The 25582-nt window shown below is 61.5% G+C and carries 25 protein-coding genes; 5 read left to right on the top strand and 20 right to left on the bottom strand.

Annotated features, from left to right (window positions below; genetic code table 11):
* Nucleotides 1–3: 3 nt before the first annotated feature.
* From hisJ to RE418_RS13670, 12 genes are all read right to left on the bottom strand, one after another.
* Entirely contained in the window at nt 4–786 is a 783-nt protein-coding gene (gene hisJ, locus RE418_RS13725; RefSeq protein ID WP_004936109.1) for a histidine ABC transporter substrate-binding protein HisJ, read from the bottom strand.
* 303 nt (nt 787–1089) lie between these two features.
* Nucleotides 1090–1662, bottom strand: coding sequence for a UbiX family flavin prenyltransferase (locus tag RE418_RS13720; protein ID WP_019453741.1), 573 nt, complete (start codon nt 1660–1662; stop codon nt 1090–1092).
* Between the two features lie 131 nt (nt 1663–1793).
* Nucleotides 1794–3311 carry an amidophosphoribosyltransferase gene (gene purF, locus RE418_RS13715; RefSeq protein ID WP_025303688.1) on the bottom strand — a complete coding sequence of 506 codons (1518 nt, stop codon included), beginning with the start codon at nt 3309–3311 and terminating at the stop codon, nt 1794–1796.
* A 21-nt stretch (nt 3312–3332) separates the two neighbouring features.
* Nucleotides 3333–3833 (bottom strand): colicin V production protein, encoded by a 501-nt coding sequence (cvpA, locus tag RE418_RS13710; RefSeq protein WP_004936119.1) that lies wholly within the window; start codon nt 3831–3833, stop codon nt 3333–3335.
* 234 nt (nt 3834–4067) lie between these two features.
* On the bottom strand, nt 4068–4805 hold the full coding sequence (gene dedD, locus RE418_RS13705) for a cell division protein DedD (protein ID WP_025303689.1): 738 nt from the start codon (nt 4803–4805) through the stop codon (nt 4068–4070).
* Complete coding sequence (gene folC / locus RE418_RS13700; RefSeq protein ID WP_043140120.1) at nt 4806–6071, bottom strand: bifunctional tetrahydrofolate synthase/dihydrofolate synthase; 1266 nt, start codon at nt 6069–6071, stop codon at nt 4806–4808.
* 191 nt (nt 6072–6262) lie between these two features.
* Nucleotides 6263–7171: an acetyl-CoA carboxylase, carboxyltransferase subunit beta gene (accD, locus tag RE418_RS13695; protein WP_025303691.1), complete on the bottom strand. Its 909-nt coding sequence runs from the start codon at nt 7169–7171 to the stop codon at nt 6263–6265.
* A 232-nt stretch (nt 7172–7403) separates the two neighbouring features.
* A complete protein-coding gene (locus tag RE418_RS13690; protein ID WP_004936130.1) occupies nt 7404–8066 on the bottom strand; it encodes a DedA family protein in 663 nt (220 codons plus the stop codon).
* 78 nt (nt 8067–8144) lie between these two features.
* The gene (gene truA, locus RE418_RS13685; RefSeq protein WP_025303692.1) at nt 8145–8966 is read right to left on the bottom strand and encodes a tRNA pseudouridine(38-40) synthase TruA; all 822 of its coding nucleotides are present in this window, start codon (nt 8964–8966) and stop codon (nt 8145–8147) included.
* Complete coding sequence (locus RE418_RS13680) at nt 8966–9976, bottom strand: aspartate-semialdehyde dehydrogenase (RefSeq protein WP_089181153.1); 1011 nt, start codon at nt 9974–9976, stop codon at nt 8966–8968. The genes truA and RE418_RS13680 overlap by 1 nt, the downstream gene beginning before the upstream one ends.
* 110 nt (nt 9977–10086) lie before the next feature.
* Nucleotides 10087–11208 (bottom strand): 4-phosphoerythronate dehydrogenase PdxB, encoded by a 1122-nt coding sequence (gene pdxB / locus RE418_RS13675; RefSeq protein WP_089181154.1) that lies wholly within the window; start codon nt 11206–11208, stop codon nt 10087–10089.
* 53 nt (nt 11209–11261) lie between these two features.
* Nucleotides 11262–12035 carry a helix-turn-helix domain-containing protein gene (locus RE418_RS13670; RefSeq protein ID WP_025303695.1) on the bottom strand — a complete coding sequence of 258 codons (774 nt, stop codon included), beginning with the start codon at nt 12033–12035 and terminating at the stop codon, nt 11262–11264.
* A 117-nt stretch (nt 12036–12152) separates the two neighbouring features.
* Between RE418_RS13670 and RE418_RS13665 the strand changes: the two genes are divergently transcribed.
* Nucleotides 12153–13073, top strand: a complete 921-nt coding sequence (locus RE418_RS13665; protein ID WP_019453750.1) for a DMT family transporter — start codon at nt 12153–12155, stop codon at nt 13071–13073.
* Here RE418_RS13665 and RE418_RS13660 read toward each other — a convergent pair.
* The 3 genes from RE418_RS13660 to RE418_RS13650 all read right to left on the bottom strand — a co-directional run bounded on the left by RE418_RS13660 (nt 13070) and on the right by RE418_RS13650 (nt 15646).
* Entirely contained in the window at nt 13070–14488 is a 1419-nt protein-coding gene (locus RE418_RS13660) for a sensor histidine kinase (RefSeq protein ID WP_025303697.1), read from the bottom strand. The genes RE418_RS13665 and RE418_RS13660 overlap by 4 nt on opposite strands.
* On the bottom strand, nt 14475–15149 hold the full coding sequence (gene tctD / locus RE418_RS13655) for a transcriptional regulator TctD (RefSeq protein WP_025303698.1): 675 nt from the start codon (nt 15147–15149) through the stop codon (nt 14475–14477). The genes RE418_RS13660 and tctD overlap by 14 nt, the downstream gene beginning before the upstream one ends.
* Before the next feature lie 167 nt (nt 15150–15316).
* Entirely contained in the window at nt 15317–15646 is a 330-nt protein-coding gene (locus RE418_RS13650) for a hypothetical protein (RefSeq protein WP_025303699.1), read from the bottom strand.
* A gap of 275 nt (nt 15647–15921) precedes the next feature.
* Between RE418_RS13650 and RE418_RS13645 the strand changes: the two genes are divergently transcribed.
* The 3 genes from RE418_RS13645 to RE418_RS13635 are packed head-to-tail and all read left to right on the top strand — an operon-like array spanning nt 15922 to nt 18878.
* Nucleotides 15922–16902, top strand: coding sequence for a tripartite tricarboxylate transporter substrate binding protein (locus tag RE418_RS13645; protein WP_025303700.1), 981 nt, complete (start codon nt 15922–15924; stop codon nt 16900–16902).
* 15 nt (nt 16903–16917) lie between these two features.
* The gene (locus RE418_RS13640; RefSeq protein WP_025303701.1) at nt 16918–17349 is read left to right on the top strand and encodes a tripartite tricarboxylate transporter TctB family protein; all 432 of its coding nucleotides are present in this window, start codon (nt 16918–16920) and stop codon (nt 17347–17349) included.
* An 11-nt stretch (nt 17350–17360) separates the two neighbouring features.
* Entirely contained in the window at nt 17361–18878 is a 1518-nt protein-coding gene (locus tag RE418_RS13635) for a tripartite tricarboxylate transporter permease (protein WP_043140139.1), read from the top strand.
* Between the two features lie 34 nt (nt 18879–18912).
* On the opposite strand, the gene RE418_RS13630 is transcribed toward RE418_RS13635, so the two are convergent.
* On the bottom strand, nt 18913–19542 hold the full coding sequence (locus RE418_RS13630; protein WP_089181155.1) for a CatB-related O-acetyltransferase: 630 nt from the start codon (nt 19540–19542) through the stop codon (nt 18913–18915).
* A 156-nt stretch (nt 19543–19698) separates the two neighbouring features.
* Nucleotides 19699–20694, bottom strand: coding sequence for a DMT family transporter (locus RE418_RS13625; protein ID WP_049203705.1), 996 nt, complete (start codon nt 20692–20694; stop codon nt 19699–19701).
* A 172-nt stretch (nt 20695–20866) separates the two neighbouring features.
* Between RE418_RS13625 and RE418_RS13620 the strand changes: the two genes are divergently transcribed.
* Nucleotides 20867–22333, top strand: coding sequence for a PLP-dependent aminotransferase family protein (locus RE418_RS13620; RefSeq protein WP_089181156.1), 1467 nt, complete (start codon nt 20867–20869; stop codon nt 22331–22333).
* Here the strand turns inward: RE418_RS13620 and RE418_RS13615 are convergent.
* The 3 genes from RE418_RS13615 to RE418_RS13605 are packed head-to-tail and all read right to left on the bottom strand — an operon-like array spanning nt 22330 to nt 25572.
* Nucleotides 22330–22830: a protein disulfide oxidoreductase gene (locus RE418_RS13615; RefSeq protein ID WP_089181157.1), complete on the bottom strand. Its 501-nt coding sequence runs from the start codon at nt 22828–22830 to the stop codon at nt 22330–22332. The two genes, RE418_RS13620 and RE418_RS13615, sit on opposite strands and share 4 nt — an antisense overlap.
* On the bottom strand, nt 22823–23539 hold the full coding sequence (locus tag RE418_RS13610; RefSeq protein ID WP_049294894.1) for a DsbA family protein: 717 nt from the start codon (nt 23537–23539) through the stop codon (nt 22823–22825). The genes RE418_RS13615 and RE418_RS13610 overlap by 8 nt, the downstream gene beginning before the upstream one ends.
* A complete protein-coding gene (locus RE418_RS13605) occupies nt 23536–25572 on the bottom strand; it encodes a protein-disulfide reductase DsbD (RefSeq protein ID WP_043140150.1) in 2037 nt (678 codons plus the stop codon). Before RE418_RS13605 ends, RE418_RS13610 begins: the two co-directional genes overlap by 4 nt.
* Between the last annotated feature and the right edge of the window lie 10 nt (nt 25573–25582).

Here is a 25582-nt window from a genome sequence, read left to right as displayed (position 1 = left end):
GGATTACCCGCCGTAGACGTCAAAGTCGAAGTACTTTTTCGCGTATTTGTCGTAGGTGCCGTCTTTGCGCATCTCGGCGAAGGCTTTGTCCAGCGCCGCTTTCAGCTCGGTATCGGTCTTGCGCAGCCCCATGCCGGTGCCGACGCCGAAGAACTTGTCATCCTTCACCGATTCGCCGGCGAACGCATAGTCTTTGCCCGGCGGCTGTTTCAGGAAGCCGTCGCTGCCCGCCACTTCATCCTGGAAGGCGGCGTCAATACGGCCGGAAGCCAGATCGGCGTAAACCAGATCCTGGTTCTGGTAAGGCACGACGGTGATGCCCTTCGGCTGCCACATGGCGTTGGCGTAGGCTTCCTGGGTGGTGCCCTGCAGCACGCCCACGCTCTTGCCTTTCAGAGCGTCCACGGTAGGCAACAGCTTGGACCCTTTCGGCGCGATCAGACGCGCGTTGGCGGCATACAGCTTGTCGGTAAAGGCGATTTCCTGCTGGCGTTTTTCAGTGATGGACAGCGAAGAGATGATGGCGTCGATTTTCTTCGCCTTGAGGGAGGGGATCAGCGCGTCGAAGTCGCTCTCCACGAAGGTGCATTGGGTATTGATGCGTTTGCACAGCTCTTTGGCCAAATCAATGTCAAAGCCAACCAATTCGCCTTTGGCGTTTTTGGATTCAAACGGTGCGTAAGTCGGATCGGTGCCAATCTTCAGCGTGGAAGGAATGGCGGCAAAGGCGCTGCTGGCGGCGCTCAAAGCCAGAACTAACGGCAAAATCAAAACCCGCTTTTTCATAAATTACCCTCAAATTGATTTTTTTGATGCCACTACGGGCATTACTTTCCCCACCAAATCAATTTGCAGTAATCGTGCCACATTAGGTGCTACGGGCGGAGGGAACGGCTCCGGCCTTCACAATACTGTTTCCTGGGACGATAACCGCAAAATTAAATCGGCCGGTTGGGGCCGCGCCACTGGCAACCGCAATAAGGCGGCACCATGAAACAGTGAGCGTGATGAAGTGGGATCATTATGGTGCATACTCCGCCCCAATTCAGTGCGGTGTTGCACAAATGTACCAATTTAGGGATAAAACTGTTAATTAGCACCCTGCCAGCGGGTGAACAGATCGGTCGGCAATTCGATATCAAACTGGTCGATCACCCGATTGACGGTTTGATCGATGATGTCTTCCACGCTTTTCGGCTGGTGGTAAAACGCCGGCACCGGCGGCATGATCACCGCGCCCATCTCCGCCGCCTGCGTCATCAGCCGCAAATGACCAAGATGCAACGGCGTTTCCCGCACGCACAAGACCAAACGGCGGCGCTCTTTGAGCACCACGTCGGCGGCGCGGGTCAGCAATCCGTCACTGTAGCTGTTAACGATGCCAGACAGGGTTTTGATCGAACAAGGCAGGATCGCCATGCCCAACGTTTTGAAGGAGCCCGAGGAGATGCCGGCGGCGATGTCGCGCGCATCGTGCACCACGTCGGCCAGCGCCTGCACTTCACGCAGGCTGTACGGCGTTTCCAGCGCCAGCGTCTGTCTTGCAGCATTACTCATCACCAGATGGGTTTCCACCTCTGCGACGTCGCGCAAAACCTGTAACAGGCGCACGCCGTAGATAGCGCCGCTGGCGCCGGAAATGCCAATGATGAGTCGTTTCATGAAGAATGGCCTCTGCCGTAAAAAGTAAGATCAGGCAGACTTTGCCGCAATGGCGAGGGATAAGCAAGTCAGAGGAACAAGGTGCACCGCCGCAGACGCGGCGATGCACCTTGAGGGATCAACGCAGACCGTTAGCCTTCGTTGTGCAGTTCCAGATTTTCCGCTTCGGTTTGCACCCGCATCGCCTTGGCATCGTCGCTGCGCAGCGACTCCAGGTATTCCAGATAGCTTTGGTCGACGTCTTTGGTCACGTAGATACCATTGAAGACCGAGCATTCGAACTGGATGATGTCCGGGTTCTCTTCGCGCACCGCTTCGATCAGATCGTCGAGGTCCTGGAAGATCAGCCCGTCGGCGCCGATAATCTGACGGATTTCATCCACTTCACGCCCGTGGGCGATCAGTTCGTTGGCGCTCGGCATGTCGATGCCGTAGACGTTAGGGAAACGCACTTCCGGCGCGGCGGAAGCCAGATACACGCGCTTAGCGCCCGCTTCGCGCGCCATCTCGACGATTTGCTCAGAGGTCGTGCCGCGCACGATGGAGTCATCCACCAGCAGCACGTTCTTGTCGCGGAACTCGGCACGGTTGGCGTTCAGCTTGCGGCGTACCGACTGGCGACGCGCCTGCTGGCCCGGCATGATAAAGGTGCGGCCAACGTAGCGGTTTTTCACGAAGCCCTGGCGGTAGGGCTTCTCGAGAATACGCGCGATCTCCAGCGCGATATCGCAGGAAGTTTCAGGAATCGGGATCACCACGTCGATATCCAGATCTTCCCACTCGCGGGCGATCTTCTCACCCAGCTTCTGGCCCATGCGCACGCGGGCGCTGTAGACCGAGATCTTGTCCATAAAGGAGTCTGGGCGCGCAAAATAAACATATTCGAACAGGCACGGGTTGGTTTTCGGGTTCTCTGCGCACTGGCGGGTGAACAGCTGGCCCTTGGTGGTGATGTACACCGCTTCGCCCGGCGCCACGTCGCGCAGGAACTCAAAGCCCAGGGTATCCAGCGCCACGCTCTCGGAAGCCACCATGTACTCGCTGCGGCCATCCTCCAGCGTGCGCTTGCCGATCACCAGCGGACGAATACCGTTGGGATCGCGGAACGCTAGCAGGCCATGACCGATGATCATCGCCACGCAGGCGTAAGCGCCGCGCAGTTGCTGATGCATAGCGGCGACCGCGGTAAAGATGTTGTCGGCTTCCAGCGGATAGTGCGGGAAGCGATCCAGCTCGCTGGCCAGCACGTTCAGCAGGATTTCCGAGTCGGAGGTGGTGTTGACATGGCGGCGGCCGCTTTCGAACAGCTTTTGGCGCAGCTCATGGGCGTTGGTCAGGTTGCCGTTGTGGGCCAGCGTAATGCCGAACGGCGAGTTGACGTAGAAAGGCTGGGCCTCAGAGGCGCTCGAGCTGCCGGCCGTCGGGTAACGCACATGGCCAATGCCCATGTTGCCCTGCAAGCGTTGCATATGGCGCGCCTCAAACACATCCTTCACCAGGCCGTTGGCTTTACGCAAACGGAACCCGTTGTGGGCGTCAATGGTGACGATGCCTGCGGCATCCTGGCCACGGTGCTGAAGCACCGTCAGCGCATCATAAATCGACTGGTTTACCGGCATGAAACCGGCGATACCGACAATACCGCACATGTTGTCTTTTCCTCATCAGCGCTACCGCCCCGGCAATTGGGTCGGCAAGAAACTCGACGTGCTCTGCAGGTAGTCAAAGAACCACCTGATGACGTAACTGAACTGGGGGATCAGCTGCGACTGTTTCCAGTCGGCACTTTGTGAAAAGCCGGTAAAGGTATCCAGGAAGAACAGGATCGCCGCGACAATCAACACGCCGCGCAGTGCGCCGAAGCAGATGCCCAGCACCCGGTCGGTGCCCGACAACCCGGTTTTCTCTACCAGTGAGCTAATCACATAGTTAACAATAGCCCCTACGATCAGGGTCGCGATGAACAAAATCGCGATCGCGATGCCGTTTCGCACCAGTTCATCTTCAAAACGAGTGAAATAGACCGCAAGGTAAGAGTAGAAATGGCTGGCAACAAAAAACGCACATCCCCATGTCACAAGTGACAATGCTTCGCGAACAAACCCTCGGATCAGGCTCACCAGAGCCGAAAATCCAATCACCGCTATAATGACGTAATCAATCCAGACCATGAACTATTCCAATGATGAATCGCCCCTGCATCCAATTCGCGGCGAATTCTAACAGAAAAAGAAAACGTTTGCGTAGGGGATTTCCTACCACGTTACAAATAAAAAGCGGCGATTAAAAAATTCCCAATCGCCGCGCCTACATAGGTGATTTCGCCTGTAAAAGGCGCGGTTTCTCTCGCTTTCTCTCCACCACTCCTGAATTCAGGGGCGCATCCTGCTGCGCCCCCGCGGGGTTTAACGGCCGTACGGCTTCACCTGCCCGCTCAGCCCGCTGATCGAGTTCAGCGACGGCAGCGCCGCCTGCAGCTTCTGCTTGGAAGCGTCCGGGCCAACGTAGATGCGGGTGATCTGCCCTTGCACCGGCGTTGACGGCACGGTAAAGGCGCGATAGCCCGAGAGACGCAGCGAAGCGACAATCTCGTTCGCCTTGGCGGCGTTCTTCAGCGCCCCGAGCTGCACGACATAGGCTTGCCCGGACGGCGCTTTTTCTTCCGCCGGTTTGGGCTGCGGCGCCGGTTCTGGTTTCGGCGTCGGTTCCGGCTTCGGCACCGGTTTCACCTCCACCGGCTTCGGCTGCGGTACCGGTTTTGGTTTCACTTCCACCGGTTTGGTTTCCACCGGCTTCGGCTTAGGCTGCTGCACCGGCTGAGGACGCGTCTCGACCGGCGGCGGCGCTACCTGCGTCGGTTGCTGAGCGCTCTGCCGCACCGCCTGTTGCGCCGCCGCTTCGTTGGCCGCCTGCTGCTCGACCAGCGCGCCCGCCCCTTCCGGCGGCTGCGCCGGCAACGGCTGCGTCACCGGCGGCAGCACGTCGTTCTCTTCGACGTCGCCCGCCTTCGGCACCAATGGAATGGCCGCGAACTCATCCTCGTAATGCTTCTTTTTGCCGTCCAGCAACCCTGGCAGGATGATTACCCCCAGCGCCACCAGAATCACGGTTCCAACCAGTCGGTTCTGAAATTTACTCGCCACTCACACTCCCCGCATCTCGTCTAACGCCGCCATCACCTGCGCCACGGTGTGGAACGATCCACAGACGATCACAATATCCTGTTTATCAGCATCCTGCATAGCCTGCCGCCAGGCAGTTTCGACATCATTAAAGCGGCGCGGTTCCGTCAGATGCTGCGCCAGCTGTTCGACGCTGGCACCGCGCGGCCCGTCGAGCGGTGCGCAGTACCATTCATCCACCTGCTCGCTGAGGCAGGCCAGCGTGCCGGCGATGTCCTTGTCGGACAGCATGCCCACCACCGCGCGCACCTTGCCGCCGTCGCGCGGCAGCTTGGCCAGACGCCCGGCCAGATAGCCGGCGGCGTGCGGGTTGTGTGCCACGTCGAGGATCAGCATCGGCTCCCGCCGCACGATCTGGAAACGCCCCGGCAGCGTCGCCTGCTGCAGCCCGGTGAAGATCGCGCGTTCGTCGATTTCCAGCGGGGAACAGTTCAGCGCCGCCAGCGCGGTAGCGGCGTTGGCCAGCGGTACGTTCGGCGTCGGCAGATCGGTCAGCTGCGTGTCACCGCCCTGCCACTGCCAGCGATCGCCCTGCTCGCTGAAGCTCCAGGCTTCACCGCGGCGATACAGCGGTGCGCCCAGCGTTTCGGCGACCTGGCGAATGCTGTCCGGCATGTCGGGTTCGCCCACCACCGCCGGCTTGCCGCTGCGGAAAATACCGGCCTTTTCACGGCCGATGCTTTCGCGGTCGTTGCCCAGCCAGTCGGTATGATCGAGCGCAATGCTGGTGATCACCGCCACGCTCGGATCGACGATATTGGTGGCGTCGAGACGCCCGCCCAGGCCCACTTCCAGGATCACCACGTCGAGCCGCGCCTGTTTGAACAGCTGCAGCGCCGACAGGGTGCCGAATTCGAAATAGGTCAGCGACGTTTCGCCGCGGCCGGCTTCAATGGCGGCGAACGAGCGGCTATGCTCTGCTTCGCTCAGCTCTTCCCCCTGAATGCGCACGCGTTCGGTATAGCGCACCAGATGCGGCGAACTGTAGACGCCGACGCGCAGGCCGGCGGCCAGCAGAATGGCTTCGAGGGTACGACAGGTCGTGCCTTTGCCGTTGGTGCCGGCAACGGTGAACACCGTAGGAGCGGGGGTCAGTAAATCCAGATGCGCCGCGACGCGCTGTACGCGCTCAAGACCGAGTTCGATCGCCTGGCTGTGCAGACGTTCCAGATAGTAAAGCCACGAGCTCAATGGCGACGTGGCTTGGGGAATTTGGTGGTTTTGCATGAGTCCCGTCACTGAACTTGGGTTCATTAATCCATCAGGGCACCACCCTCACCGCGGTAAAGGCGATGCGCTTCGTAACCGCCGCCAACCCGCAAACCATGGCGCGATAGGCCACGGCCGGCAGGGAACGGGCATCAGCCGTCACTTAGCCACAAAGTGGCGGCTGAACCCGGGCGGGATCTGTCTTTGCCTCAGGCGTCGGCCTGCGGCTCCGGCTCAATGACCGGCGCGGCCTCATCGAAATGCGGCTGCGGTTGGTTGGTCAGCTTGGACAGAATGCTCGCCAACGTTTGGCGCATCTCCGGACGGCGAACAATCATGTCGATCGCGCCTTTTTCGATCAGGAACTCGCTGCGCTGGAAGCCAGGCGGCAGTTTCTCGCGCACGGTCTGCTCGATGACGCGCGGGCCGGCAAAGCCGATCAGCGCTTTCGGCTCGGCGATATTGATGTCGCCCAGCATCGCCAGGCTGGCGGAGACGCCGCCCATGGTCGGGTCGGTCAGCACGGAGATGTACGGCAAGCCGCGCTCCTGCATCTTAGCCAACGCCGCGCTGGTTTTCGCCATCTGCATCAGCGACATCAGCGCTTCCTGCATGCGCGCGCCGCCGCTGGCGGAGAAGCACACTAGTGGACAGTTGTCCTCCAGCGCCTGCTCAACCGCACGCACGAAACGCGCGCCGACCACGGAAGACATTGAGCCGCCGATGAAAGCGAATTCGAAGGATGCGGCGACGATCGGCATACCGTACAGCGTGCCCTTCATCACCACCAGCGCATCTTTCTCGCCGGTCGCTTTCTGTGCGGCGACCAGACGATCTTTATAGCGCTTGGAATCCTTGAATTTCAGAACGTCCTTCGGCTCCAGATCGCTGCCCAGCTCCACTTCACTGCCTTCGTCCAGCAGGGTATGCAGACGCGCGCGCGCGCCCATACGCATGTGGTGGTCGCACTTCGGACACACTTCCAGATTACGCTCCAGCTCGGCGCGGTAGAGAACCTGGCCGCAGCTGTCGCATTTGGTCCAGACCCCTTCAGGAATGCTCGCCTTACGGGTTTGTGTGATATTGCTCTTGTTAAGAATTCGTTCAATCCAGCTCATCGATGACCTTTCTGTTTGAACCTGGCACACGCCAGTCCGCTGTTCATGCTTTAACAATCCCCCTGAAAACACCCCAATGAAAAAATGCCCGTTCGCGGCGCGGCAAGCGCGGCGACTGAGGCATCGGCTTCAGGGTTGTTCGCAGGAACAGACCATAATGTCGCTCATTAAACCATATCGGCCCGGCGCTGTGGACAAAAAACTGGTCGAACCGACAGGTTAAGCGATGTTTTTACTGTTTTTGCTGGCGGGCGGCCGCGCGCTTGTGACGCCAAATTTCAATCACGCCCGGCAGAATCGAAACGATGATGATCCCGACGATCAACAGTTTCAGGTTCTCCTGCACCACCGGCAGATCGCCGAACAGGTAGCCAGCATAAGTGAAGAGCAGCACCCAAACCAGTGCACCAATCACGTTGTAGGCGGCGAAGTGGCGATAGGACATATGCCCCATGCCGGCGACGAACGGCGCAAAAGTACGCACGATCGGCACGAATCGCGCCAGAATAATCGTTTTCCCACCGTGCTTCTCATAGAACTGATGCGTCTTGTCCAGGTAGCTACGGCGGAAAATTTTCGAGTTCGGGTTGCTGAACAGCTTCTCGCCGAACAACCGCCCGATAGTGTAGTTCACCGCATCGCCAATGATCGCCGCTACGGCCATCAACGCCACCATGGTGTGCACGTTGAGATCGTTGGTCGGCAACGCCGCCAGCGCGCCGGCGACAAACAGCAAAGAATCCCCCGGCAGGAACGGCGTCACCACCAGGCCGGTTTCGCAAAACAAGATCAGGAACAGAATAGCGTAGACCCACATGCCGTATTGTGCGACCAGCTCGGCCAGGTGCACATCAATATGCAAAATGAAATCAATAATAAACTTGATGATGTCCATAAATTCTCTCATTGATACCGGGTGTTTCAATCACCCGGCAGAAGCACAAGGGAGCGACGCTTTCAGGCGTGCCGGCGTTTAATCGTCGGGCAAAAACAGCGGCCCCATCGGCGGCCGCGGTAGACCAAAATGATCGGGATAGTCCACGGCAACCAGATACAGCCCCTCGGCTCGCGCCGTCGCCGCCGCCAGATTGCGATCCTTCAGCGCCAGCAACTCGGCCATCCAGTTCTCATCCTGATTGCCGCAGCCGATCTCCATCAGGCTGCCGACGATATTGCGAACCATGTGATGCACAAAGGCATTCGCCTTGATATCTACCACAATATATTCGCCGTAGCGCGTAACCTTAACGTGTTTTACGCAGCGCCACGGGGTGCGCGACTGACACTGCACCGCGCGGAACGAGGTGAAGTCATTCTCGCCCAGCAGCGCCTGCGCCGCCCGGTGCATGCGATCGGCATCCAGCGGGTGATAAAAGTGCGTCACCCCCTGTTGCAACACCGCCGGCCGGTAGCGATGGTTGAAAATAATATAGCGGTAACGGCGCGCGGTAGCGCTGAAACGCGCGTGAAAATCGTCGGCGACGGGGCTCACCCAGCGCACCGCGATGTCCGGCGGCAAATGGGTGTTCACGCCCATCGTCCAGGCGGCGTCCTTGCGACGCGCGGTGGTTTCGAAATGCACCACCTGCCCGGTGGCGTGCACCCCGGCGTCGGTGCGCCCGGCGCACAGCACGTTGATCGGCGCATCCGCCACCTTGCTCAACGCCTGCTCAAGGCGCTCCTGCACGCTGGCCACTTCTTGCTGCCGCTGCCAGCCGTAGTACCGGCTGCCGTCATATTCGATGCCCAGCGCTACCTTCAGCGTCGGCTGAGCGGGCGAGACCACCTCTGACATCAGTACATCTGCTCCTGCACCAGACGCTCGGCGGTTTCGATCGCCATTAACGCGCCGCCGAAGCGCACGTTGTCCGCCACCGTCCAGAACTGCAGCAGCTCGGGAATGCCGTAATCGTTACGCAGGCAACCGATGCTGAGCGCATCGCTGCCGGAGGCTTCGGTCACCTGAGTCGGGTAATCGTCCTCTTCGCTCAGCTGAATGTCCTCGACTTCTTCGAGCTCGCTGCGCGCCTCTTCGGCGGACAGCGGGCGCAGCGCTTCCAGATGCACCACCTGCGCATGGCCGTAAAACACCGGCGACTGAACGCAGCTCACCGAAATCGGCAACCCTTCGTCCTGCAGCACCTTGCGCACCTGATCGACGATCAGACGCTCTTCGCGCACGCTGCCCTGCTCGTCGGCAACGAGCGGCAGCAGGTTAAACGCCAGCTGTTTAGCGAAGACGCCTTCCTCGGCAGGAATGCCGTTCAGCAGGCGCGCGCTCTGGCCGGCCAGATCGTCCACCGCGGCCTTGCCGCGCGAGGATACCGACATCAGCGTGGTAACGTGCAGACGCGAGAGCCCCGCCTGTTCGGTCAGCGGTTTGATCGCCGTCAGCAGCTGGCTGACCATGCTGTCGGCCACCGCGACGATATTGCGGTTGCGGTAATCCGCCAGCACCTGCGGGTTAACGCCAGGGACTACCAGCGGCACATCCGGCTCCATGGCGAACAGACCGCTGGTGTCGATCACCAGGCAGCCCATGTTGCCGGCCTCTTCGGCATAGCGAGCGGAAGCGTCGCTGGCGGCGACGAAGAAGGCCAGTTGGGCCTGCGACCAGTCGAACTCTTCGGCGTTCTGCACCAGAAGAGACTTGCCGTTGAAGCGCACATTGGCGCCCGCACTGCGTTCGCTTGCCAGAGGATAGAGCTCACCCACCGGGAACTGGCGTTCCTGCAACAATTCCAGCAACGCTTCACCTACCGCGCCAGTGGCGCCGAGCAGCGCGATATTCCAGCCGTCAGACATCGGGTTTTCTCCAGAGTATTTCATTCATAAAAGCAGACGGGCAGTGCAATCACCGCCCGATAATCTTTACCGCTCACTGTAGCGGCGTTGGCTTAAGACAACCTTACGCGCTACGCCAGGCTAAAGCCCAGCTTGCCGAGCAGCTCGGCGCTGGCGCTGTCATCGCATTGCACGGCCAGCGAAGACCACTCGCGGCGCTCCTGGTAGTGCTTGCGCAGGCGATCGAATTCGCCCGGTTGCCCAGCGACTTTGCGCAGCGGCGCATCATCGCGGCGCACATCATACACCAAGTGCATCAATCGTTTTAACCGCGCTTCATCCAGCGGCCCATTGAGGCGGATCTGGCTGAACTCCGGCACCGGCAACAGCGAGGCCAGCGCCACCTGTTGCGGCTGCCCCAGATGGCGGCTGAACGCCTCGAACACCTGGGTGGTGCCGCGCGCCTTGCCTTCCAGCGTATACCCAGCGATGTGCGCGGTGCCAATATCCACCCGCGCCAGCAGCGGTAAGGCGAGATCCGGCTCCGGTTCCCACACGTCCAGCACCGTACTCAGCTTTTTGCCCTTTTCTAGCGCCTGCAGCAAGGCTGCGTTATCCACCACCGGTCCGCGGCAGGCGTTGATCAGAATGCGGTTGTCCGGCAGGGCCGCCAACAGCTCGGCGTCCGCCAGATGCAGCGAATGGTATGGGCCGGATTTATTCAGCGGCGTATGGAAGGTCAGCACGTCGGCCTCGGCCACCAGCTTCTCCAACGGCCAGAATTCCCCGGCGTCGCCGCGATCGGCACGCGGCGGATCGCACAGCAGCGTGCGCACGCCCAGCGCTTTGAGGCGAGCATCCAGACGGGAACCAACGTTGCCCACGCCGACGATGCCGACGGTTTTATCCCGCAGGTGGAAGCCGTCGCGTTCGGCCAGCAGCATCAAGGCAGAGAACACATACTCGACCACCGCGATAGCGTTGCAGCCCGGCGCGGCGGAAAAGCCGATGCCCTGACGTTGCAGCCAGGCTTCATCGACGTGATCGGTGCCGGCGGTGGCGGTGCCGACAAAGTCGATATGGCTGCCGGCCAACAAGGCTTCATTGACCTTGGTGACCGAACGCACCATCAGCGCATCGGCATCCGCCAGCGCCTCGAGCGGGATCGGGCGGCCCGGTATCGCCTGCACCTCGCCCAGGCGGCTGAACAGCTCGGCCGCGTACGGCATATTTTCATCAACCAGAATTTTCACTGCGTTCTCCGACGGTTTACGGCTATTTGTCTGCGAAATAGTGTGCCACCGAATCAGGCACGGCGAAAGCGCTCAGGGGTAGTGCCGGCGATCTGCTGGAACATGACGATAAAGGCCGACGCGGAGCTGTAGCCGACGTCTAACGCCACGTCCTGCACGGTCTTGCCCTGCTCGAGCAGGGAGACGGCATGCAGGAACCGCAGGCGCTGGCGCCATTCGCTGAACGACATGCCCAGATCCTGTTGGCAGCGTCGCGACAGCGTGCGCTCGGTGGTGTAGACCCGAGCCGCCCACGCCGCCAGCGAGGTGTTGTCCGCCGGACAATGCTCCAACGCTTCCAGCACCGGCGCCAAGAACTTGTCGTCCGACGACGGCAGATAGGTTTGCTGGCGCGGCGACAGGCGCAGCTGATCGATCAGCACCTGGCAGAGACGCAAATCCGCCTCCGCCTGCGGAATGTACTGCTTGCGCGCATAGAAATCCTCGGCGATGGCGCGGAATATCGGCGTTACGCTCACCAGACAGGGGTCGGCCGGCATGCCGGTGCACAGCGCCGGCGTGATGTCCACCATGCGGCACTGCGCCAGCCGCTGGTTATAGCAGGAGTGTTCGATGCCAGCCGGCGCCCACAGCACGAACTCCGGCGGCGCCAGAAAGCGCTGCCCGCCGATGCGCAGCACCATCACCCCGGCTTTAACCCACATCAACTGACCCCAGGTGTGGCTGTGCGGCTGGAATTCGGTGCGCGCGTTGAACTCCTCGCAGCGGAACTGCACCGGGTTGGGCGCCGGGATCAACGACTCGGGGAAATGGCGGATTTCTGGCATGGTTTCGTCCCGTGATTTGTCTTGTTTACGCCGATTTTTGTCTGGATATCGCTATATATGATAAACCGGACACGCGTAGACTAGCCAGCATGTTGGACGTTATTGAGAATAATTATCATGAATATGCTCTTCCCGCTGTTGGCCGTGCTGATTTGGTCGATTAATGCCGTCGTCAGCAAACTCTCCGCCACCGCCATCGATCCGGCGGCCATCTCGCTCTACCGCTGGCTGCTGGCGCTGATTGCCCTCACGCCGTTCGTGCTGCCGGGCGTGCTGCGCAACTGGGCGCAGGTGCGCGCCAACTGGTGGAAGCTGATGATCCTCGGCCTGCTGGGCATGGTGCTGTACCAAAGCCTGGCCTATTACGCCGCGCACAGCGTCAGCGCGCTGTTTATGGGCATCATCGTGTCGCTGATCCCGCTGCTGACCATCCTGATCAGCATCGTTCTGCTGCGCATTGCGCCAACCGTCGGCGTGCTGCTCGGCAGCATACTCTCCTTCTGCGGCCTGATCTGGCTGGTCAGCGGCGGTCAGCCCGGCGTGCTGTTGCAGCACGGTATCGGCAAAGGGGAATTGATGATGCTGCTCGCCACCGCCTCGTACGCGCTGTATGGCGTGTTGACCAAACGCTGGGCCATCGCGCTGCCGAACTGGCAATCGCTGTATGTGCAGATCCTGTTCGGCGTGCTGTTGTTACTGCCTAATTTCCTGATGGCGCAGGATGTCGGCTTGAACGGCCATAACCTGCCGCTGGTGCTGTTCGCCGGCATTCCGGCTTCGATCATCGCCCCGTTCCTGTGGATCCAGGGCGTGATGCGCCTGGGCGCCAACACCGCCTCGATCTTCATGAACCTGGCACCGGTGTTTACCGCCGCTATCGCCGTGCTGTTCCTGCATGAGCAGTTGCACGGTTACCACCTGATCGGCGGCGGCATTACCCTGCTGGGCGTTATCCTGTCGCAGCGGCTGCGCACGCCGCTGACGCGTAAAGCCAAAGCCCCGGCGGCCAACGCAGAGTCCTGCAAAGAACAGGCTTAAGGCAGCAGCCTGAAACGCACCCGCACCAACAGGCCGCCCAGCGCGGCAGAGCTCAACAGCTCCGGGCGGGTGCCGTGATACGCGGTGATGTCTTTCACCAACGCCAGTCCCAATCCGGCGCCCGGCTGATCGCCCACGTTGTCCAGCCGGTGAAACGGCTGCAGCGCCAGCGCCTTGTCCTGCAAGGCGATGCCGGGGCCGCTGTCTTCTATCTCCAGCACGCCTTCCCCTGCCGCCTTATCCTGCGTGAGGCGCGCGGTCACCACGCCCTGACGCGGTGTATATTTCAGCGCGTTGTCCAGCAGGTTGGCGCACAGCTCGGCCAACAGCAGCGGCTCCCCCGCCACTTGACACGCCGCCTCGCCTTCGAACCCGAGATCGATCTGTTTACTGCGCGCCTGCGGCAAGCGGGAAAAGCAGGCGTCGCGCAGCACCTGCGCCAGGTTGACCGGTTGCAACTTACGATCGGCCTGGTGCTCGCTGGCCTTCAGGCGTGAAAGATACAGCAGGCGGTCGGTCAGCGACACGGTATTATCCAGCGTCGCGCTCATCGCCTGCAGGCTTTCGCGCCACTGCTGCGGCCGGTCACTGGCCAGCGCGACCCCAACCTGAGTCTTCAACACCGCCAGCGGCGTGCGCAGTTGGTGCGAAGCGTCGGCGCTGAAGCGCTCCTGACGTGCCACCATCAGCCGCAGCCGTTCGATGTAACGATTAAACGCCACCAGCAGCGGCTGCATCTCCGACCATGGCAATACCCGCGGCAAGGGCGTCAGCTCGCCCGGATCGCGCCGAAGCATGATACCGGAGAGCTTACGCATCGGCTTCAACACCCGCTTGAGCAATGCGAACGCCAGGATCAGGGTTAACGCCACCACCGTGCCCTGGCTCAGCAGCGCCGCGATCATCATCTGCCGCGCCAGGTAACGGCGCGACTCCAGGGTTTCCGCCACCAGAATGGTCGCCATGCCGCTCACGCCCGACTCGTTGACCGGTTGAAACAGCGCCGCCACGCGGATCGGCCTGCCGAGGTATTCCGCATCGTAAAAATGCACCAGCGCCGGGTAGAGCGTGGAACGCGGGATATGGGGCGGCAAAGGCGGCAAATCGTCATAGCCCGAGATGCTTTTCCCCTGCGGCGAGATCACCTCGTAATACAGCTGATCGTTCATGTTGCGCTCGAAGCTGTCGAGCACCACATAGGGCACATCAACCGCCAGCTTGCCTTCGCGCACCACCAGTCGCTCCGCTACGGTGCGCGCCGACGCCAGCAGCGTGCGATCGTAAGCCAGGGTGGCGGCGCTCATGGCGCTGAAATAGTGGGTGTAGATAGAGATGCCGCCCAACGCCAGCAGCGGCAGGCCAAAAAACAATAGCAGTTGATAGAACAGCGAACGCGGCGCGTTAAACCACCGCATCGCACAGCTCCAGGCTGTAACCCAGGCCACGCAGCGTGACGATCGCCACGTCGCTGCCCTGCAGCTTTTTCCGCAGGCGGTGTACGTAAAGCTCGATGCTCTCCGGATTGGCCTCGTCGGACAACGTAAATACCTGCTCGAACAGCTGTTGCTTGGCCACCGGGCGGCCGCGCCGGTGCATCAACGCGGTCAACACCGCCAGCTCGCGCGGCGTCAGCGCCAGCGGTTTGCTCTCCAGCAGAAAATAGCCTTCGTCGTGATAGGTCAACGCGCCGTACTGCAACGCCGGCTGCGGGGCGCCGACGCTGCGGCGCAGCAGCGCCCGAATACGCGCTTCCAGCTCGTCCAGTTCGAACGGCTTGGTGAGGTAATCGTCCGCCCCCAGATTCAGGCCTTTTACCCGGTCGGCCACGTCGGTGCGCGCCGTCAGCAGCAGCACCGGCAGATCCTGCCCGCGCTTGCGCAGGCGCGCCAGCAAATCCAGACCGTTCATACGCGGCAGCGCCACATCCAGCACCGCGAGCGCATAGCGTTCGTTGAGCAGCAGGTGATCCGCTGCCACGCCGTCCGGGGCGACGTCGACGGCAAAGCCGGCGCCGGTCAGCGCCTTTTGCAACCAGTGAGACAGCTCGGGGTGATCTTCAACCAATAACAGTCGCATGTTCCCATTCCATTGATTTATCTGAACAACCTGGCGCCAATATCGCGCTTGTTAACAGGTCGATAACAGAGAATGGCATGGAAAATAAGGGGATAAAAGAGCGCCGCGCCGCCAGTTTTGGGAGCTGGCACACAATTATGCGTATAGAGCGCGATCGCAGGACGATGTCAGATCAGCGGAATGGGGCTATCGGCCACGGCAATGTCCAGTACCGGGCGCAGCTTGTCGGCGGTAAACGGCGAAGAAACCAGCACGGAGCGATTGTTGACGGCAAATACCAGATCGATGCCGGTCACGCAGGCGGTCATCTGGCAGGCATACTTTTCACCGTCGGCGTTGACGAAATGCAGTTCAAACACGCCAACGTCGGCACGCAGTCGCTTCAAACGGCACTGCCCGGTTTCACCGACCATCTCCGCATAGACCTCAGGCAACCGTTTAATCGCGCATACTTTGGCGCTGTCCCTACCACCAAATAATTTCCCTAACGAAAACATATCACTGCGTCTCTATTCATTTCACTGATCATGATTTTATCGCGAAAGCAGAACGGCAAACCTGATATTACGCAGGATTTTGGCCGGTTTTGCGCCCTGTTCCTGCCCGCATTTCTATGGTAGCGCACCCGTGATTCACTGGCGACAAGAGACCCTAATCACAGACTGGAAACTTTTCCGGCCACTGAAAGGTAAATGAAAGGTTGTTGTTTTAACAATCCTGCAACCGCGCTCTGCGGGATTCACAACCAGAACAATACCGAGGGCAAGCCACAATGAAAAAAATAATGACCCGTACCTTTACCGCCGCCGCACTGTTGCTGGCAGCCTCTCAGGCCTTTGCCGTGGAAGCGCCCAAACGCACCGAATGTATTGCGCCGGCCAAGCCCGGCGGCGGTTTCGATCTGACCTGCAAGCTGATTCAGGTGTCGTTGCAGGACACCAAAGCGATCGATAAACCGATGCGCGTCACCTATATGCCCGGCGGCGTCGGCGCGGTGGCCTACAACGCCATCGTCGCGCAGCGACCGGCGGAGTTCGGCACCGTGGTGGCCTTCTCCGGCGGCTCGCTGCTCAATCTGGCCCAGGGCAAGTTCGGCCGCTACAACGTGGACGACGTGAAATGGCTGGCGGCGGTCGGAACCGACTACGGCATGATCGCGGTGCGCGCCGACTCGCCTTACAAAACCCTGAAAGACCTGATGGACGCCTTCCAAAAAGATCCCAACAGCGTGGTGTTCGGCGCCGGCGCCTCCATCGGCAGCCAGGACTGGATGAAAACTGCGCTGCTGGCGCGCGAAGTTGGCGTGGATCCGCGCAAGATGCGCTACGTGGCGTTCGAAGGCGGCGGTGAGCCGGTCACCGCGCTGTTGGGCAATCATATTCAGGCAGTTTCCGGTGATCTGAGCGAGATGGTGCCTTACCTGCAGGGCGACAAAATCCGCGTGCTGGCGGTGTATGCCGAGCAACGTTTGCCTGGCCAGTTGGCCGACATTCCAACCGCCAAAGAACAGGGGTACAGCCTGGTGTGGCCGATCATTCGCGGCTTCTACGTCGGGCCGAAAGTCAGCGATGAAGAGTATCAGTGGTGGATCGACACCTTCCAGAAAATGATGGCGACCGATGAATTCAAGCAGCAACGCGATCTGCGCGGCCTGTTCGAATTCAACATGACCGGCAAAGAGCTGGACGCCTACGTGAAGAATCAGGTTGCCCAATACCGTGAGCAGGCGAAAGTGTTCGGCCTGGCCAAATAACCGCAGGGGAAAACCATGAGCGATCGTATTTTTGCCGGCTTTTGGCTGCTGCTGTGTATCGGCGGGCTGTTCATCGGCTGGGGCATTCAAAGCGAATACAGCTATGAACCGCTGGGGCCGCGCCCTTTCCCGCTGGCGATCCTCAGCCTGATGGCGCTGTGCGCGGCCCTGTTGCTGCTGCGCCGCCCACAGGCGGTGGACTGGCCGCACCACAAGGTGCTGCAGCGGCTGCTGGTGCTGGTGATCACCCTGGTGCTGTATGCCTGGGGCTTTGAATGGCTGGGCTTTCCGCTGGCGACCGCGCTGCTGACGTTCAGCATCGGCCTGTTGTTTCAGGCCAGCCTGCCGGCGGCGGCCCTCTCCGGCGTCGTCATGGGCGCAGCGCTGTACTACGCCTTTGACCAACTTCTCGATGTCACACTGCCGCTCGGCATCTGGCTGAGCTAACGGGAGCGATGATGGATACCTGGATGTATTTGACCCAAGGGTTCGAAGTGGCGCTGGTGCCGCAGAACCTGATTATCGCCCTGATCGGCTGCTTCGTCGGCACCATCGTCGGCCTGCTGCCGGGCCTCGGGCCGATCAACGGCGTGGCGATCCTGCTGCCGCTGGCATTTGCCCTCAAGCTGCCGGCCGAATCGGCGCTAATCCTGCTGGCGACGGTGTATATCGGCTGCGAGTACGGCGGCCGCATCTCCTCGATTCTGCTCAACGTGCCGGGCGACGCGGCGGCGATCATGACCGCGCTGGACGGCTACCCGATGGCGCAGCAGGGGCGCGCCGGCGTGGCGCTGTCCATCTCGGCGGTCAGTTCGTTCGTCGGATCGATGATCGCCATCGGCGGCATCATCCTGTTCGCGCCGCTGCTGGCCCGCTGGTCGCTGGCCTTCGGCCCGGCAGAGTATTTCGCCCTGATGGTATTCGCCATCGCCTGCCTCGGCAGCATGATGAGCCAGAACCCGCTGAAATCGCTGCTGGCGGCGCTGATCGGCCTGGGGCTGGCGACGGTGGGCGTCGACGCCAACACCGGCGTTTACCGCTTTACCTTCGACAGTGTGCACCTCTCCGACGGCGTGCAGTTTATCGTGGTGGTGATCGGCCTGTTCTCGGTCAGCGAAATCCTGCTGATGCTGGAAAGCACCAGCGCCGGGCAAAAGCTGGTGCGTAAAACCGGCCGGTTGCTGTTCAACCGCAAAGAGGCGGCGCAGTGCGCAGGCCCGACCCTGCGCTCGTCGGTGATCGGTTTCTTCGTCGGCATTCTGCCGGGCGCCGGCGCCACCATCGCCAGCGCGTTGACCTACATGACCGAGAAGAAAATCAGCGGTAACAGCGACACCTTCGGCAAGGGCGACATCCGCGGCGTAGCGGCGCCGGAAGCGGCCAACAACGCCTCGGCCTGCGGCTCATTCATTCCGATGCTGACGCTGGGGGTGCCGGGTTCCGGCACCACGGCGGTGATGATGGGGGCGCTGACGCTGTACAACATCACCCCCGGCCCGGCGATGTTCACCGAACAGCCGGATATCGTCTGGGGGCTGATCGCCGCACTGCTGATCGCTAACGTCATTCTGCTGATCATGAACCTGCCGCTGGTCGGCCTGTTCACCCGCATGCTGACCATTCCGCTGTGGTTCCTGGTGCCGGCGATCGCCGCAGTTTCCGCTGTGGGGGTTTATGCGGTGCACAGCACCACCTTCGACCTGCTGTTGATGGTGGGGTTGGGCGTGTTCGGCTATATCCTGCGGAAAATGCACTTCCCGATGTCGCCGCTGATTCTGGGCTTTGTTCTGGGTGAGATGCTGGAGCAGAACCTGCGCCGCGCGCTGTCGATCAGCAACGGCGAATTCGGCATCCTGTGGAGCAGCAGCATCGCGCAAACGCTGCTGGTGCTGGCGGTCGCGGTACTGGCGCTGCCGCCGCTGCTGCGCCTGATGCGTAAACGCCGCCAACCGGTGGCCGAGGCCAAGGCCGAGTAATGCGAAACGGGCGGGGCTCCCCCGCCCGTTATGGTTAACGGCGCAAGGCCGCAATTCCCCTTTCCAACGCATCGATATCGACATCGGCGAGCAGAGGTTGAATCACCGCAAAGTCCGCCTCGGACAAGTCATAGAGGCGCAACGCAAGCAACCGCGCGATGATTTCCGGCGCGAATCGCCAACGGATAAACCTCGCCGGGTTACCGCCGACGATGGCATAAGGCTCAACATCGCCGGCCACCACGCTGCCAGCGGCGACGATCGCCCCTTCGCCTATCGATACCCCTGGCATCAACATCGCCCGCATGCCAATCCAGCAACCGTCCCCCAGCCGGGTGTCGCCTTTGGGGCGGTACGCCCGTTTGATGGTTTCCATAAAGGGGTACAGGCTCAACCAGTCGATACGGTGGGTGTGATTGCCCCCCATCAGGATCACCGCTTCGGCCGCGATGCACACATAATCGCCGATCAGCAAGCGATCTATGTCACCCAGCGGCTGCCATTGCCGGCTGACCGCGTCGCCGTGCAGATAGCGCACTACCGAGCGTTCGAAGCCGTTATCCCAACAGTCGCTGTAGTAGCTGTGGGTGCCTTTGACGATGATATTCGGGTTGGTCACCGTCTGATGCAGCAGCTCGGTTTTAGACCAGTGTTTTTCGGACATGGCGTATTCTCTTGTTACGGGAATAAAAGCCACGGAACGGAATGTCTGTGGCCGTGTTGTCGTTCACTCAACACGGCCATTCAAGCGATAAGCGCTCGTTTCAATCTCGGGCTATTCATCATTACCGCCTCTCTTGCGAGGCGTAATGGTAGCCGATCACGCCTCGGCGGTCTTGCTTTTCAACAGCAGCACCCCGCCCATCACCAGCGCGCTGCCCAGCAGCTGCAGCTGATTCATGCTCTCCCCCAGCAGGAAATAGGCGATCGCCGCGGTGAACACCAGTTCCAGCGACAGGATCAGGTTGGCTACGGCCAGCGGCAGCGTTTTCAGGCTGATATTGTACAGCCCGAAGCCCAGCAGCGTCGGCCCGGCGGCCAGCGCCAGCAACAACAGCCAGCCGCTCCACTGAATGCCCTGCGCGCCGTGCGACAGGAACCACAGAGAGCCGGCCATGCCGTGGAACGCCGCCAGCGGGAACGCCGTCAGCGCCGCGTTGAACACCAGCTGATACAGTGCCGAAAAACCGAAAACGTACAAAATGGTGTTCCACACCGGATAGCCCCGTTCGCTGGCCACTCGCCCGCCGAGGGTATACAGGGTATAGCCGATGCCCGACAGCATCCCCACCAGCAGCCCCAACAAGTCGAAGTGCTGGTTGCCCATGCTGTCGCCGTTGCTGACCAGGAAACAACCGCCCAGGCTGATGGCGATCACCAGCAGTTGGCGCAGCGTCAGGCGTTCGCTGTACATCACCCAGCCGAGGAACACGGTAAAGCCCACCGAGCAGTAGGTCAGAATGGTCGCCACCGATGCGCCGTTCAGCGCCACCGACAGCGTCCACAGGCTGTTGAACAGCGCCAGCAGCAGCCCGTAAAGCGCGTAGAACAATACCTGTTCACGGCGCAGGCGCGCCCACTGCGGTTTCACCACCAACAGCAGCGGCAACAGCACCAGCGCCACCAGCGCCGCGCGCCAGAACGCCAGCACGAAAGTCGGCAGGTGATAGTACTCGGTCAGCGCGCGAATGATGATGGCGGTAAAGGCCAGCAGCATGGCGCTGATAATGGCGATGACGTAACCCTGGCGGCTGCCCTGAAAGAGACGCGCGCCGGGCAGCAAAGGCCGGGCGGAAACGCCTGACGGTAATGACATGAGATCCTCGGAGAAATGGCGACATAAATACTCAGGCACAGAGTGTAACTCGGCCATTTTTTCTCACTATAGCCACTTTACGGCGTTGTCATGCAGGCCACTTTTCTGCGCTTGAAGCCCCGTTGACATGGGTTATAGTAAAAAGCTCTCTCCCTAACCGGGCCAATTTCGCATGCACATTCCGTTAGATCGCGAGCAGGACGTTCCGCTCTATTTACAGATCGAAGAAGCGCTGCGGCGCGCCATCCTCACCGGCGTGTTCGTCGATGGCGACAAGCTGCCCTCGACGCGCACGCTGGCGGCCGAGCTGGCGGTCAGCCGTTTAACGGTGGATAACGCCTACGCCGAGCTGGCGGCCAAGGGCTTTTTGCATCAGCGGCGCGGCAGCGGCGCCTATGTTGCGCACCCGCAGACGCAGGCGCGCCCAGCCCGGCCGAGCAGCGATACCCCCTTCCCGCTGGAAAGCTTCACCACCCTCACCTCGCGGCTGGACGGCTATGCCGACGCCCCGCTGCCCGAGGGGCTGATCAACTTCGCCGCCGGCGTCGGCAGCCCTAAGGTGTTTCCGCTGGAGGCGTTTCGCAAAGTGCTGCTGTCGGTGCTCAGCCGCCATGCGGAAGAAGCCTTCAGCTACGGGGAGTACTGCGGCTACTACCCGCTGCGCGATACGCTGAGCCGCATTCTCAGCGCACAGGGTATCCCCACGCAGGCGGAACAGGTGCTGATCACCAACGGCTCGCAGCACGCCATCAGTCTGGTGGTGCAAAGCCTGCTGGCGCCGGGCGATACGGTGATCGTCGAAGAGCCGACCTACGCCGAAGCGCTGGGCCTGCTGCGCCAGCACCGCATCAATATCGTCACCGTGCCCGGCGATCGCCACGGCATGCTGGTCGAACGATTGCCCGAGTTGCTGGAACGCCACCGCCCTAAACTGATCTACACCATCCCCAATTTCCACAACCCGACCGGCCGCTGCCTGAGCGAGGTGCGTCGGCGACGCCTACTGGCGATCGCCCAACAGGCCGGCGTGGTGATCCTGGAGGACGATTTCGTCGGCGATCTGCGTTACCAGGGCAAGCAGCTGCCGTCGCTGCGCGCGCTGGCGCAGCCGGGCGCGGTGATCTACGTCAGCACTTTCTCCAAGATGCTGCTGCCCAGCATGCGCATCGGCTATCTGGTGGCGGACAGCGAACACTATCAGCGTTTCGCCAGGCTGAAACACGTCGACAGCTTCACCAGCTCCAGTCTGATCCAGCGGGCACTGGACGCGTTCGTCACCGTCGGCCGTTACGACAAGCAGCTGCGGCGCGCCGGGCGCGTCTACCGCCGCCATCTGGAAGTGATGATCGACGCGTTGCAACGGCGGTTGCCGCCGGGGTGCCGTTTCGAAACGCCGCAAGGCGGCTTGTTTATCTGGCTGACGCTGCCCGCGACGGTAACCACCACCGAACTGATGCCGGTGGCCTGGCGACACGGCGTCACTTTCGCGCGCGGCGAATGCTTTTATGCCCAGGAACAGCTGGGCGCGCACAGTCTGCGGCTAAACTTTGCCGCCAACTCGCCGCCGCAGATTGAAGAAGGTATCGCCCGGCTAGGCCGGGCGATTGAGGAAGTGATAACAGAGAAAAACGCCGGTTAGACAGCGGCCCACCACAGCCGCAGCTTCATCCCCCAGTAACTGGTCCAGCCGGTGGTGCTCTGCACCACTTTGCCCTGCGAGATCACCACGAAGGTCGGCGTCACACCAATCTGCCACTGCACCGACAGCGTACCGGCCGGATCGTTGACCACCGGCAGCGCCAGCCGTTTGCGTGCCAGCCACTGTTTCACCTGGGTATCGTCGCCCGAGCGCAGCGCGACGGTCAGCACGTTGCCGCCCGTCGCCTGCAAACGGGCGACGTCCGGCGTGGTGAAACGGCAGACGCCGCACCAACTGGCCCAGAAGTAAACCAGCAGCGGCCGTTCATGGCTGAGCTGCGCCAACGATACGCGATCACCGTCCAACGTGGTCAGCGTCTGGGCATCGAAGGCCGGCGGCGCCTGCGGCGCGTTCAGCCAATCCATTACCGTGACCACCGCCAGTACGATCAGCGCCAGCAGCAGCAACTCGCGCCCCCAGCGCTTGAGCTTAGCCATGGTTGGCCTTCGCCAGCTGCTGCTTCACCATCGTTTCCAGCTCTTCATAGGACACCGCCCCCGGCAGCATCCGATCGCCGATCAGCGTCGCCGGCGTCCCTTGTACGCCCAATTGTTCCGCCAATTCCATATTGGTGCGCAGCGTGGTCATGCTTTGTTCGCTCGGAGCCACCGCCTTGACGCCGGTTTTCTCCTGCGCGGCGGCGATGCTGGCCTTGTCGTGGAAGCCCTTTTTCGCCATCAGCCGCTGGTGCAAAGCCCAGAATTGATCCGGATGCTGCTGCCAGGTGGTGAGCGCCACGCGCGCCGAGCTGACCGAGCTTTCGCCCTTGAACGGCAATAGCTTCACCACCAGCGCCACATCCGGGTATTGCTTGACGATCTTCTCCAGCATCGGATCAAACCGCTTGCAGTACGGGCAGTTATAGTCGGTAAAGGTCACCAGCGTCAGTTTGGCGTTGGCGGCGCCCAGGCGCGGGCTGGCCGGATCCTGATACAGCGTTTTGGCATTCTGCTTGATAGCCTGGCTGATTTGCTGGCCTGCGGTCTGCTGCTGCCAGGCGTCCACCGCCTGCGCCAGAATGTCCGGGTTGGACACCAGCGTTTCGCGGATCATCTCTTTAATGCGCGCCTCTTGCGCCGGGGTGAAAGGCTCGGCGGCCCACGCCGGGGCGGCGATGATCATCAGTAAAATCAGTAGCTTTTTCATTGTTCGGTTCCTTTGGCATGGGAGAGCGTTTGCAGCACGGCGTCACGGGTCAACAGCGGGGATAACACCTCGCCGTCCGGGCTGCCGGGGCCATAGATTTGGTTGAAAGGCACGGCGACGCTGCCGCGCTTTTGCAGGAAGGCGCTGATGTCGGCCGACGGGCGGCTCCAGTCGCCGCGCAGCGCGACCACATCGTCGGCGCTCAGCGCGCGCTGTACGTCATCGCGCAGCAGCACATTGAATTTGTTGGCTTTACAGGTCACGCACCAGTCGGCGGTCACGTCGACGAACACCCGCTTATGCTGGGCCAGCGCCTCGGCAATCGCCTGTTCGCTCAGCGGTTGCCACTGCACCCGATCCTGCAACGGTTGGCGCCACAGGCCGGCGGTCAGCGAGCCGGCCAACAAGGCCACGCCAGCCAGCACCAACGTGCCCGCCGCCAGCTTGGCCGCTAACCGTGCTCCCTGCTGACGCCATACTGCCAGCAGCAACGCCAGCAGCGCCAGCGCCCCCAGCCACAGCGTGGCCTGCACGCCGATATGATTGCTCAGCAGGCTCAGCAGCCACAGCGACGACGCCAGCATCAACAACCCCATCGCCAGCTTGACGGTATTCATCCAGTGGCCGGGGCGCGGCAAGCGCAGCGCCAGCGAAGGCCAGGCGGCAATCAGCAGCCACGGCAGGCTCATGCCGATGCCGAGTGCGATGAACATGCCCCACAGCACCGGCAGCGACGCCGCCAGCGCGAAGGCCACCGCCGTGCCGAGAAACGGCGCCGAGCACGGCGTCGCCAGTAGCGTAGCGAACGCGCCCTGCCAGAAATGGCCGCTCAGACCGTGCCCGTTATGGGTGGCCAGTGAGGTATTCAGATCGGATGAGAGGCGCAGATGGAACAGGCCAAACAGGTTGGCGCTGAACAGCAGCGTCACCAGCACCATAAAGCCGATAAACCACGGATTCTGGAACTGAATGCCCCAGCCAAGCGCGTGGTTGCCGAGTCTCAGCAGCGTCATCAGCAAGGCCAACGCCATAAACGAGGCGACGATACCCAGCGACGACGCCAGGAACTGCAAACGAACGCTGCGCCGATCGCGATGCTCCACCTGCAGGATAGAACCGAGCTTGATGCCCAGCACTGGCAGCACGCACGGCATCAGGTTGAGGATTAACCCACCCGCCAGCGCCATCAATACCGCTTGCCATAACGGGAACGCCGCACCGGCAGGCGCGGCCAGCGGATCGCCAATCGGCAGCGTAATCTGCTGCGCCATGCCGCCGTCGTCAATCACCAACGTCAGCGTTTTGCCGCGCAGATCCGGCGCCGCATCGCCCCAACCGTCGCTGACCGGCACTCGCGCCAACAGCTGAGCACCGTCGGTCTCGACCTGCGGCTTGCCGAGATCGGCATCCGCTAGCGTATCGAAGAACAGCGCGGGTTGCTGCCAACCGGCGGCACGTTCGGCGGAAATCTGCAGCTCGCCGCTGCGGTAACCGGCCTTGACGCTTTCCGCCAACCCAGCGGCGATCGGCACCTGCCCCATCGCCTGCGCGAAATCGTGGTTAAACAGCGGATCGTTCGGCGTAGTCAGATCCAGGCTGAACGGGTAGTCGGTCAGAATGCAGACATTGCTGCAAGTGGACAGCGTCAGGGTGCCCGCCAGCGGGCCGGACACCTGGCCTGGCATCACGATCGGCAGCGTGACCCGATCGTGATAGCCCTGGGTGGAAATGCCGGCCACCTCGAAACGCTGCGGCGTCGGCCAGTGCCAGGTTGCGGGCGGCGGGTTGCCCTGCCAGACGATAGCCGGCGCGATGCCGCCTTCGCCTGGAGAGCGCCAGTAGGTTTTCCAGCCTTTTTGCAGCTCGACCGACAGCAGCAGACGGGTCTCTCCCGGCTGTGACGTGTCGGCGCGCAGCCGCACCTTGGCATGATCGTTGGCCGGATTTTGCAGCCAGCCGCTGTCCGCCGCCTGCAAGGCGGGCAGCCACAGCATAAACAGGCAAGCGCAGGCCAGCCTGATAATTTTCAACATGTTAATTCTC

Origin of the sequence: Serratia sp. szju (assembly GCF_044594185.1) — a bacterium.
In the GTDB taxonomy this organism is placed as follows: Bacteria; Pseudomonadota; Gammaproteobacteria; order Enterobacterales; family Enterobacteriaceae; genus Serratia; species Serratia bockelmannii.
Note: the sequence above shows the minus strand (reverse complement) of the source record. Positions and strands in the feature narration are given on the sequence as shown.